9 protein-coding genes are annotated in these 11,698 nt (G+C 66.3%); 7 read left to right on the forward strand and 2 right to left on the reverse strand.

The genetic code is table 11. From position 1 onward, the window contains the following. Positions 1–92: 92 nt before the first annotated feature. The 3 genes from AC1RR3_RS30575 to AC1RR3_RS30585 all read left to right on the forward strand — a co-directional run bounded on the left by AC1RR3_RS30575 (position 93) and on the right by AC1RR3_RS30585 (position 5,556). Positions 93–3,548 carry a tetratricopeptide repeat protein gene (locus AC1RR3_RS30575; RefSeq protein WP_492827657.1) on the forward strand — a complete coding sequence of 1,152 codons (3,456 nt, stop codon included), beginning with the start codon at positions 93–95 and terminating at the stop codon, positions 3,546–3,548. 323 nt (positions 3,549–3,871) lie between these two features. Then, positions 3,872–4,789, forward strand: a complete 918-nt coding sequence (locus AC1RR3_RS30580) for a sulfite exporter TauE/SafE family protein (RefSeq protein ID WP_492827659.1) — start codon at positions 3,872–3,874, stop codon at positions 4,787–4,789. Further along, on the forward strand, positions 4,786–5,556 hold the full coding sequence (locus AC1RR3_RS30585; protein ID WP_492827661.1) for a TIGR02186 family protein: 771 nt from the start codon (positions 4,786–4,788) through the stop codon (positions 5,554–5,556). The genes AC1RR3_RS30580 and AC1RR3_RS30585 overlap by 4 nt, the downstream gene beginning before the upstream one ends. Positions 5,557–5,681: 125 nt before the next feature. On the opposite strand, the gene AC1RR3_RS30590 is transcribed toward AC1RR3_RS30585, so the two are convergent. After that, positions 5,682–6,590 (reverse strand): DMT family transporter, encoded by a 909-nt coding sequence (locus AC1RR3_RS30590; RefSeq protein ID WP_492827663.1) that lies wholly within the window; start codon positions 6,588–6,590, stop codon positions 5,682–5,684. A 110-nt stretch (positions 6,591–6,700) separates the two neighbouring features. On the opposite strand from AC1RR3_RS30590, the gene AC1RR3_RS30595 reads away from it, so the two are divergent. Then, the gene (locus tag AC1RR3_RS30595; protein ID WP_492827665.1) at positions 6,701–7,564 is read left to right on the forward strand and encodes a LysR family transcriptional regulator; all 864 of its coding nucleotides are present in this window, start codon (positions 6,701–6,703) and stop codon (positions 7,562–7,564) included. Positions 7,565–7,588: 24 nt separating this feature from the next. On the opposite strand, the gene AC1RR3_RS30600 is transcribed toward AC1RR3_RS30595, so the two are convergent. Next, positions 7,589–7,834 carry a hypothetical protein gene (locus AC1RR3_RS30600; protein WP_492827667.1) on the reverse strand — a complete coding sequence of 82 codons (246 nt, stop codon included), beginning with the start codon at positions 7,832–7,834 and terminating at the stop codon, positions 7,589–7,591. A 240-nt stretch (positions 7,835–8,074) separates the two neighbouring features. Between AC1RR3_RS30600 and AC1RR3_RS30605 the strand changes: the two genes are divergently transcribed. The 3 genes from AC1RR3_RS30605 (at position 8,075) to AC1RR3_RS30615 (ending at position 11,634) form a co-directional block, all read left to right on the forward strand. Beyond that, a complete protein-coding gene (locus AC1RR3_RS30605; RefSeq protein WP_492827669.1) occupies positions 8,075–10,591 on the forward strand; it encodes a glycogen/starch/alpha-glucan phosphorylase in 2,517 nt (838 codons plus the stop codon). A gap of 65 nt (positions 10,592–10,656) precedes the next feature. After that, positions 10,657–10,791, forward strand: coding sequence for a hypothetical protein (locus AC1RR3_RS30610; RefSeq protein WP_492827671.1), 135 nt, complete (start codon positions 10,657–10,659; stop codon positions 10,789–10,791). Between the two features lie 27 nt (positions 10,792–10,818). Beyond that, positions 10,819–11,634, forward strand: coding sequence for an acyl-CoA thioesterase (locus tag AC1RR3_RS30615; RefSeq protein ID WP_492827673.1), 816 nt, complete (start codon positions 10,819–10,821; stop codon positions 11,632–11,634). Positions 11,635–11,698 lie beyond the last annotated feature (64 nt).

Below are 11,698 nucleotides of genomic sequence, written 5' to 3' on the forward strand. Positions count from 1 at the left end.
ACCCGCGTCAAATCCGATTGTCTTTGCAACCGGCACGCGTGGGGAGACTGGAGGCGCCGGGTGGGGCGCCGGAGTCGGAACCGGACAGAGTCATGAATTCGCGCGTATCGTGGAGTGTTGACGGCATCGATCCCTCCGTTCGGGAGCGGGCCGAAGCTGCTGCGCGCAGAGCCGGCATGTCACTCAACGATTGGCTGAACTCCACGCTCGGCGAGACTGCCCCGCCAAACTTTCGCGGACCTTACGACCAGCGTCCGCAGCAGATGCCGAGCCAGGCACCAGCTTACCAGGCCCCGAGCCAGGAGAGTCGCGAAGTCGCCGACATCCACCAGCGGCTCGACGCGATCACCCAGCAGATCGAACGGATTTCGAAGCCCGCACCGCGCCAGGACGCTTCGCGACAGGACGCGTCGCGACCGGACGTCTCGCGCGAGCAGGGCGTCGCACGCCAGCTCAACGACGCAATCTCGCGGCTCGATGCCCGGCTATCGCAAATCTCCCGCCCGCAGCCCCAGGCGCCGCGGCCAGCCCCTGCCCCGTCACCCGTTGAAACGCGCCAGCGCCAGGCCGATGCGGTCGAGCGCGCGGCAGCCCAGGTCTATCGTAACTCGCCACCCCTGAGCCCCGCGTCGTTCGACGTCGCCGTCGCCGAGATCACGGCGCGGCAGAGCGAGCTTGACGGCTTCGCGCCACGCCAGATGCCGCCGCGCGCCGCGCCGTCGATTGCCCCCGCTGCCGCTCCTTACATGCCTCCGATGGCGCCGCCCGCGCCCGCCTACGCTCCGCCGCCACCGCAGCCGGGGCCGGATTTCTCGTCGCTCGAGCGCCATCTGCTCAAGATCACGAGCCAGATCGAGTCGCTCCAGCGTCCTGACAATACCGAGCAGGCGATCAACGGCTTCCGCGCCGAGCTCGCCGAGATCCGTAACGCCATCACCGAAGCGATGCCGCGCCGCGCGATCGAATCGATCGAGAACGAGATCCGCTCGCTGCACCGTCGGATCGACGAGACCCGCTCGTCCGGCACCGACGGTCAGGTGCTGTCCGGCATCGAGCACGCACTGTCCGAGATCAAGCAGGTGCTGCGCACGCTGACGCCGGCCGAGCAGCTCACCGGCTATGATGAGGCGATCCGCAATCTCGGCGCCAAGCTCGACCTGATCCTGCGCGCCAATGACGATCCCTCGACCGTGCGACAGCTCGAAGGTGCGATCTCGGCGCTGCGCGGCATCGTCTCCAACGTCGCCTCCAACGAGGCGCTGGCACGGCTTTCCGAAGACGTGCAGCTGCTGTCGTCCAAGGTCGACCAGGTCACCCGCTCGTCCGGCCCCAGCGACAGTTTTGCCGTGCTCGAGCAGCGCATCGCGGCGCTCACCGCCGCGCTGGAGACGCGCGAGCGGCCTCAGCCGTCCGAGAGCAGCGAGCATCTGGAAGCCGCGATCCGGGCGCTGTCGGACCGTTTCGACCGCATGCAGGTCGGCAGCGACTCCGCATCGACCTTCGCCCATCTCGAACAGCGCGTCTCGTATCTGCTCGAGCGGATCGAGGCTGCCTCCGATCCACGCAACGGCAATCTGAGCCGCGTCGAGGACGGGCTGCACGACATCCTGCGGCACCTCGAGCGGCAGCAGGCGACCTATTCGGCCCTCGCCGAAAGCCGCAGTTCGGCACCGCCGGTCGATTCCGGAGTGGTCGATCTCGTCAAGCGCGAGCTTTCCGACATCCGCTTCAGCCACGCCGAGACCAACCGCAGCACCCAGGATTCGCTCGACGCAGTCCACAGCGCGCTCGGCCACGTCGTCGATCGCCTCTCGATGATCGAGGGCGATCTGCGGGCGGTGCGCACCGCCCCGCCGGCGCCTGCGCCGCAGCCGATGCCCATGCCGATGGCCGCCCCGATGGAGCGCGAGCCGATGGCGCGCGAGCCACGGCAGCAAGCGCAGCAGCAGCCGAAATACGATCCCAAGCCCGAGCTGCCGAACCCGGCAGCCACACAACAGCCGGCTCAGTCCTCCTTCGTCGCCGCACCGCGCGAATTCCACGCCGCAGCACCTGCCGCGCCGCCGCCGATGCCGATGGCGGCGCCTGTTCCGCCGCGCGCGATCAGCGAAATCCTGGAGCCGCACACCGCGCCCGCGCGCGCCGCGATCGCGCCGGAATTGCCGCCGGATCATCCGCTCGAGCCGGGCACACGGCCGGGCGGCCGCGTCGCCACGCCGTCGGAGCGCATTGCCGCGTCCGAGAGCGCGATCAGCGAAATCCCCGCCGCGCCGAAGGAGCCGGTGTCGTCGTCGAGCTTCATCGCCGCCGCACGCCGCGCCGCTCAGGCCGCCGCCGCGCAGCCGCCCGAGAAGCCGGCCCGTGGCGCCAAGGCCGCTATCGCCCGCGCCAAGGACAAGGGCCAGGAAGGTGGCTCGACCATCACTTCGAAGATCCGCTCGCTGCTGGTCGGCGCGAGCGTGGTCGTGATCGTGCTCGGCACTTTCAAGATGGCGATGAACCTGCTCGATGGCGGCAGCAGTGCGCCGCCGGCACCGCAGGCGATGGAGAATACTTCGAGCGAGCCCGCGCCGCGGGCCGCGCCGCCCGTCGAGATCAAGCCCGCGGCGCCGGAACAGGTCACGCCCTCGATGACCTCGCCGACGCCGCTTGGAAAGCAGTCGCTGAACAACGCCGCGCCGGTGCCCATGACGAGCCCGAGCGGCACCGCTTCGGTCGAAATCCCGCAAATCCCGGCCGCTGCGCCACCCACGCCTGCGGCGTCGAGCGACGTCACCGGCGCGTTGTCCGGCGCGAGCCGCGCGCGGCTCAGCCTGGTGCCGGTGCCGCCCAGCGAGAGGCTGCCCGACGGCATCGGTGGCCCGGGCTTGCGCACGGCCGCGATGAAGGGCGATGCGACCGCGGCCTACGAAATCGGTGTGCGCTTTGCCGAGGGCAAGGGCGTGGCTGCGAACTACGACGAAGCCGCCAAATGGTACGACCGCGCGGCCCAGGCCGGCGTGGTGCCCGCGACCTTCCGCCTCGGCACGCTCTATGAAAAGGGCCTCGGCGTGAAGAAGGACGCCGATATCGCCCGCCGCTATTACACGCAGGCCGCCGAGCGCGGCAACGCCAAGGCCATGCACAACCTCGCGGTGCTCGATGCCGACGGCGGCGGACGCGGCGCCAACTACAAGAGCGCGGCGCAGTGGTTCCGCAAAGCCGCCGATCGCGGCGTCGCCGACAGCCAGTTCAACCTCGGCATCCTCTATGCCCGCGGCATCGGCGTCGAGCAGAACCTCGCCGAGTCCTACAAATGGTTCAGCCTGGCCGCTGCCCAGGGCGATGCGGATGCGTCCGGCAAGCGCGACGACGTCGCCAAGCGCCTCGACCCGCAATCGCTCGCCGCCGCCAAGCTCGCGATCCAGACTTTCAGCGCCGAGCCGCAGCCTGACGACGCCGTCAACGTTCCCGCCCCGAACGGCGGCTGGGACAGCGCGCCGCAGGCGAACGCCAAGCCTGCGCCGAAGGCTGTTGCGACGAAGAAGTCGGCGTCGGCGGCGCACTAAGCGGTTTAGGACGCTCTCTCCTCTCGTCGTCGCCCGGCTTGACCGGGCGACCCAGTATTCCAGAGGCCGGCGTTAAGGAGCTCTCTCTCACAACAACGGCCGCGGCGTACTGGATGCCCCGGTCAAGCCGGGGCATGACAGCGGAGATGGTGGCGAGATCGCGCAGTGAAGCGACCATCTGATCCGTCTTAGCTCATTCACCACCCGCAAATTTACCGAGCGCGCCCGGCATCGAATTCCGCTATTGAGGGACGCGGCAATCGTTCCGACCTCCCCCGCGAGCATTCCGCGCAATCGATCCGTCTCGCTTGGCGCGTGGTTCAATGCAGCTCTATCTCCCGATCGCCGATCTTCCGGTCAACGTCTTCCTGGTGCTGGCGATGGGCGCGGCGGTGGGCTTCGTCTCCGGCATGTTCGGGATCGGTGGCGGCTTCCTGATGACGCCGCTGTTGATCTTCATCGGCATCACGCCGGCGGTCGCGGTCGCCTCCGTCGCGAGCCACATCGCGGCCTCCTCCTTCTCCGGTGCCCTCACCTATTGGCGGCGGCGCGCGATCGATCCGGCGCTGGCGAGCGTATTGCTCTGTGGCGGCGTGACCGGGACGGCACTCGGCGTGTGGACCTTCACGCAGCTTCGCGCACTCGGCCAGCTCGATCTGATGATCGCGCTATCCTATGTCGTGCTGCTCACCACGGTCGGCAGCCTGATGTTCTCCGAAGGCCTGCGCGCCCTGATGCGGACCCGTCGCGGCGCGGTGCCGCCGCGCCGCACCCACAACTGGATCCACGGCCTGCCGCTGAAGATGCGGTTCAAGCGCTCGAAGATCTACCTCTCGGTCATCCCCGTCGTGATCGTCGGCGTCGTGATCGGCTTCATCGGCGCCATCATGGGCATCGGCGGCGGCTTCATTCTCGTGCCGATCATGATCTACGTGCTCAGGGTGCCGACCTCGACGGTGATCGGGACTTCGATGGTCCTCACGCTCGTCACCATGCTGTTCGCCACCATGCTGCACGCGGTGACCAATCACCTGGTCGATGCCGTGCTGGCGCTGATCCTGATGGTCGGCGGCGTCACCGGCGCGCAGTTCGGGGCACGTGCCGGCCAGAAGATCCGCGGCGAGCAGCTGCGGCTGCTGCTGGGCCTCTTGATCCTCTCGGTCGGCGTCCGCTTCGCGATCGAGCTCGTGATCCGGCCCGAGGACCTCTTCACGATTCGCGAATTGGGGGTGAGCGGATGATGCGCGCGCTTCTCGCAATCGTTCTCGTCCTGCTGCTCGGCGGCGCCGCGCGAGCCGAACGGCTGATCGTGTCGGTCTCCAACCACCGTGTCACGGTGACACCGAATTATTCCGGCGAGGAGCTGGTGCTGTTCGGCTCGGTCGAGAAGGACACGACGACGCCTGCCGACCGCACGGCTTACGATCTCGTCGTCACCGTGATGGGCCCGCGCGCCGACATGGTGACGCGGCGCAAGGAGCGCACCTTCGGCATCTGGATCAACACCGACTACCGGCAGTTCCTGCAAGTGCCGAGCTATCTGGCGCTGTTCGCCAACCGCCCGTTCGACGTCATCACCTCGCCCGAGATCGCGCGGCGGCAGCAGATCGGGCTCAACAACGTGCTGCTGACCCAGCGTGTCAGCGGCGACTATGCCGACGTGGTGCCGAACGATGCGTTCCGCTCCGCCTTCATTCGCCTGCGCACTGAACGTGGCCTCTATCGCGAGGATGCGAGCGCCGTGACGTTCCTGACACCGACGCTGTTCCGCACCGGCATTCCCCTGCCGGCGGAGGTGCCGATCGGCACCTATGAGGTCGAGATCAAGCTGTTCGCGGGCGGCGCGTTCATCGGCAAGACCGAGACCGCCTTCGAGATCGTCAAGGTCGGTTTCGAGCAGTTCGTCGCGACGACGGCAAGACAGAACGGCCTGATCTACGGCCTGGTCACGGCGGCGATGGCGCTGATGACGGGGTGGATGGCGTCGATTGTGTTCAGGAAGGATTAGACTCCCTCCCCGTCATTGCGAGGAGCGAAGCGACGAAGCAATCCAGACTGCCTCCGCGGAAAGACTCTGGATTGCTTCGCTACGCTCGCAATGACGCATGTGGAGATGGCCGGCCTCCGCCTCACCTATGAGGCCGCCTTTGCCGGTCGCGTCACCAGATAGATGCCGAGTGCGACCGGGATGATGCCGAGCAGGTCGCGGGCCTCGACATGCTCGCCGAGCACGAGGAAGGCGAACAGCATGCCGAGCGGCGGCATCAGGAAATGATAGGCGCTGGCAGCGGTCGCGCCACACACTTTCAGGAGATGAAACCAGAGCCAGTAAGCGAGGATCGAGCCACCGAGCACGAGGAAGGCGAAGGCGCCGATCAGGCCCGGTGTGAGGTCGATGGCGTGGACGTCGGCAAAGGTGAACGCGACCGGCGTCAGCACGAGGCCGGCGGCGAGATTCTGCACGCCGTTGCCGATCCACAGACTTCCCTTGGGCGCGAGCAGCTTGAACAGGATCGTGCCGGCGACGATGGAGGCGAGCGAGGCCAAGGTGAAGACGATGCCGTGCCATGAATCGGTGCCGACCGAAAGGCGATGCCAGACGATTGCCGTCACGCCGATAATGCCGAGCAGCAGGCCACTCGCCTTGCGCCAGGTCATGCCTTCGCCGAGCAGCAGGGCCGCTAACGCGGCGGTGAATACCGGATTGGCCGAGACGATCAGGCCGCCGAGGCCGGCGGAGACCGATTGCAGGCCGGTATAGCCAAGCCCGAGATAGAGCGCATTGTTGGCGATGCCGAGCACGGCGAAGATCGCGGCATCCCGCCAGGACAGGGACCAGTCACCGCGGACCATCGTGGCGCCCAGGATCAAAATGCCGGCGAGCGAGAAGCGCGCGGCGAGCAGGATCAGCGGCGGGCAATGGGTGACGCCGATCTTGCCGGCGACGAAGGCATAGCTCCAGAGCAGGCAAAACAGGCCGATGGCGAGCGGCAGCGTGTTGAAGCGGCTGGGGGCTGCGGGAAGCGAGGTGGCGAGCGACATGAGGGCATTCTCGGATGTTTTTCTTCTGACCCTCGATCTAGGCCGCCGGCTTGTCATTTGGAAATTAAATGATTAACTTCTGATCAGTTGATTTTCGAATGGAGGCGCCCATGCTCGATCTGGAGCTTCTGCGCAGCTTCGTCTCGGTGGTCGAGGCCGGCGGCTTCACCCGCGCCGGCGAGCGTGTCCACCGCACGCAATCGACCGTCAGCCAGCAGATCAAGCGGCTGGAGGAGGACGTCGGCCAGGTGCTGCTGCACCGTGACGGCAAGGACGTGCGTCCGACCGAGGCCGGCGAGCGGCTGCTGTCCTATGCGCGGCGGCTGCTGTCGCTTGCGGAAGAAGCACGCGACGTGCTGCGCGAGCCCGACAGCGAAGGCGCGATCCGGCTCGGCATTCCCGAGGACTTTGCCGCCTACCGGCTGGCGAAACTGCTTGGCTCATTCGCGCGCTCGCATCCCGGCCTGCGCATGGACGTGCGCGCCGACCAGAGCAAGAACCTCGCCCGCGATCTCGAACGCGGCGAGCTGGATCTGGCGCTGTACAAGCGCGAGGCCGGCGAGAAGGGCGCGATCGCGGTGTGGCCGGAGCGGGTGCACTGGGTCACCAGCAAGAGCCATCCGGTCGACGTCAATGCGTCGTCGGTGCCGCTGATCGGCTTTCCGCTCGGCTGCCTCTACCGCGCCGGCGCCATCCATGCATTGGAAAGCGCCGGCCGCGCCTGGCACATGTCATATTCGTCGTCGAGCCTTGCCGGCATCCAGGCTGCGGTTGCCGCCGGCATGGGCCTGAGCATCCTGTCGGAGATGTCGATCCAGTCCGACCACCGCGTGCTGACGGCGAAAGACGGTTTTGAGCCGATCAACCGGACCGAGGTGGCGCTGATGGCGGCGCCCAATGCGAGCCCCGCGACGCTGCGGCTTGCGGATCGTCTCGCCGAGTTTTGCGATGCGGTGCAGGCGAAGGCGGCCTGAGCTTGCGAGCCGCCCGGCCGCGACTCAATTCGCCGCCGACACCAGCCGGCCCCCACACGCATTCGCGTAAAACTTGCCGCCGCATTGGCGCTTGATGGCGGCGCAGCGCGCCGCGGGAGACGCATTTTGCGGGACCGTGAAGCCGCAGCTCAGACCGTCGGCGCTGCGGCCGGATTTGCCGGCCGCAAACGCGGCGCTGGAGGCGGTGATGCAGACGACAAGCAGGGCCGCAGCGGCGATTTCGATCAGCAGTCGCGTCAGCAGTCTCATGGCGCGTTTCCTCCACACTGATGGCCGAATTGGCTGCCATTCTAGCACGAAATCCGCGCTTCTCCGTGCTGGTCCGGGTTCCCAAATCGGCCCGTTCCTTGCATAATTTTACGCCAGCGCAGTGCACGGCCGCACCAGCGATGGTACCGGTACAGCGGCAAGACGCTTAGGATGACGGGACGCGTAGGGTGACAAGACGCGTAGGGTTAGTGGTGTTCTCGCGACCAGGAAGTGACGGCCTTGCAAGATCAATCGTTCCAGCCAAATTTGCCCGCCTCCAATCAGCCCATCGACGAGCTCGCGCTGGCTGAGATCAAGGGCGCGATCCTGGCGAAGCTGCGCCTTGCCATCGGCAAGGACGCAGGCATGGCGACCAAGCACGACTGGTACCAGGCCGCGGCGCTGGCGCTGCGCGACCGCATCGTGCATCGCTGGCTCACCGCCGAGAAGCACAGCTACGATGCGGGGCGCAAGCGCGTCTATTATCTCTCGCTCGAATTCCTGATCGGCCGTCTCTTCACCGACGCGCTGAACAATATGGGGCTGCTGAAGATCTTCGAGGTCGCGCTCGGCGATCTCGGGGTTTCGCTTCCCGAATTACGCAAATGCGAACCGGATGCGGCGCTCGGCAATGGCGGCCTGGGGCGGCTCGCCGCCTGCTTCATGGAAAGCATGGCGACGCTATCGATCCCGGCAATCGGCTACGGCATCCGCTACGATTTCGGCCTGTTCCGCCAGATCATCAATCAGGGCTGGCAGCAGGAATATCCGGACGAATGGCTCGGCTTCGGCAATCCCTGGGAATTGCAGCGGCCCGAGGTGATCTATGACATCAATTTCGGCGGCGGCGTCGAGCATGTCGACGACAAGGGCCGCGACCGCGCGATCTGGCATCCGTCCGAGACCGTGCAGGCGCTCGCCTATGACACGCCGATCGTCGGCTGGCGCGGCCAGCACGTCAATGCGCTGCGGCTGTGGTCGGCGCGCTCGCCCGATCCGCTGAAGCTCGACGCCTTCAACAAGGGCGACTATGTCAGCGCCAGCGCCGAGCAGTCGCGCGCGGAGGCGATCTGCAAATTCCTCTATCCGAACGACGAAAGCCCGGCAGGCCGCGAGCTGCGCCTGCGCCAGGAATATTTCTTCGTCTCGGCCTCGCTGCAGGATCTCATCAAGCGGCATCTGTCCTCCGACGGCCAGCTGCGCAGCCTGTCGTCGAAGGTCGCGGTGCAGCTCAACGACACCCATCCGAGCCTCGCCGTCACCGAGCTGATGCGGATTCTGATCGACCTGCATAACTTCCGCTGGGACGAGGCCTGGAAGATCACGGTCGCCACCCTCTCCTACACCAATCACACGCTGCTGCCCGAGGCGCTGGAGACCTGGCCGGTCGAGCTGTTCGAACGGCTGCTGCCGCGGCATCTCGAGATCATCTACCGCATCAACGTGCAGCATCTCGCGCTCGCCGAAGCGCGCGCCCCCGGTGACATCGACTTCCGCGCCTCGGTCTCGCTGATCGACGAGAGGAGCGGCCGGCGCGTGCGCATGGGCCAGCTCGCCTTCGTCGGCTCACACCGCATCAACGGCGTCTCGGCGATGCATTCGGACCTGATGCGTGAGACCGTGTTCCACGATCTCAACCATCTCTATCCCGGCCGCATCACCAACAAGACCAACGGCATCACCTTCCGCCGCTGGCTGATGCTGGCGAACCCGAAGCTCACCGACCTGTTGCGCGAGACCTGCGGCGATGCCGTGCTCGACGATCCCACCCAGCTCTCGCTGATCGAGGCGCGCGCCAGCGACGTCGAATTCCAGAAGAAATTCCGCGCCGTCAAGCACCACAACAAGACCGCGCTGGCGCGGCTGATCGGCGAGCGGCTCGGCATCAAGGTCGATCCCGGTGCGCTGTTCGACGTGCAGATCAAGCGCATCCACGAATACAAGCGCCAGCTGCTCAACGTCATCGAGACGGTCGCGCTGTACCAGTCGATCAAGGACGATCCCAACGGCAATTGGGTGCCGCGGGTGAAGATCTTCGCCGGCAAGGCGGCGGCGAGCTATCGCTACGCCAAACTGATCATCAAGCTGATCAACGACGTCGCGGAGGTCGTCAACAACGATCCCGCGATCGGCGGCAAGCTCAAGGTCGTGTTCCTGCCCGACTACAATGTCAGTCTTGCGGAGGTGATCATTCCCGCGGCTGATTTGTCCGAGCAGATCTCGACCGCCGGCATGGAAGCCTCCGGCACCGGTAACATGAAGCTGTCACTCAACGGCGCCCTCACCATCGGCACGCTCGACGGTGCCAATATCGAGATCCGCGACCATGTCGGCGCCGAGAACATCGCGATCTTCGGCATGGAAGCCGGCGACGTCATGATCCGGCGCAAGCAGGGGCTGGACGCCTCCGACGTGATCCGCAATTCGCCAAAGCTTCAGCGCGCCATCAACGCGATCGGCGCCGGCGAGTTCTCGCCCGGCGATCCCGGCCGTTTCGAATCCATCGCGCACGCGCTGCGCTATCTCGACCATTACATGGTCAGCGCGGATTTCGATTCCTACTACGAGGCGCAGCGCAGCGTCGATGCCCGCTGGCAGGTGGCACCGGCCTGGACCCGCGCCTCGATCCTCAACGTCGCCCGCATGGCGTGGTTCTCCTCCGACCGCACCATCCGCGAATACGCCGAGGAGATCTGGAACGTGCCGGTCAACCCGACCACGCCGCTGCTGCCGAACCTGCGCGACGCCGCGGGCTGATTTTTCCGCGGCGCGAAATCCGCGTTACCTGCGAGGTTATTGCATCTCGCGAGGCGGATGATGATATGATCTTCATCATCCCCAAGACGGTGACGGCGATACGGACGCTGTCGCCTCAACACCGTCATTGCGAGCGCAGCGAAGCAATCCAGACTGTCTCCGTGGAAAGACTCTGGATTGCTTCGCTGCGCTCGCAATGACGATGGGGTCGGCATCGAGGACCACCCATGCACGCCAAGCTTCCGCACCCGTTCGACGACGCCACCCGCATCACCGCCGGTGATTCCAGCTGGCAGGGGCACACCAGCGACGATTACTGGGCCTTTGTCGGCCCGTTCGGCGGCATCACGGCCGCGACGATCTTGCGCGCACTGATCGAGCACCCGCAACGCGCCGGCGAACCGCTGGCACTGACCGTCAATTACTGCGCGCCGATCGCGAAGGGACCGTTTGATCTCGACATCCGGCTGGTGAAGGCCAATCGCTCCAGCCAGCACTGGAGCGTCGAACTGTCGCAGGGCGGCGGCGAGGTCGCAACGCTCGCCACCGCCGTATTCGCCGAGCGCCGGCCGTCCTGGGAGCACAGGGTGGCGCAATATCCTGATGCCAAGCCGTTCGAACAGACGCTGCCGTTTCCAAAAATCTCGGCGTCCTGGGCCAACCGGTATGAATTCCGCTTCGTCGAGGGCGAGATGCGGATCGGCCCGCCGCAGGCCGAGCTTGCCAGCACCTATTCGAAAATCTGGATCGGCGACCGCACCCCGCGCAAGCTCGACATGCTGTCGCTGATGTCGATGTCGGACGCCTTCTTCGGCCGCATCTTCCACGCGCGCCGCGAGCTGGTGCCGTTCGGCACGGTGTCGCTGACGACGTATTTTCACACGGATAGCGAGGAACTCGCAGCCGAGGACATCACGCGCGTGCTCGCGACGGCCGATTCAAAGATCATGCGCAAGAGCTACGCCGACCAGAACGCCGAACTGTGGTCGCCGAACGGCAGGCTGCTCGCGACGACCACGCAGATTGCGTATTTCAAGGCGTAGGCGCCTTCCCCTCTCCCCTTGTGGGAGAGGGTGGCTCGTCGCGAAGCGACGAGACGGGTGAGGG

The sequence above is a fragment of the Bradyrhizobium sp. GW821-FHT13H05 genome, assembly GCF_058804065.1.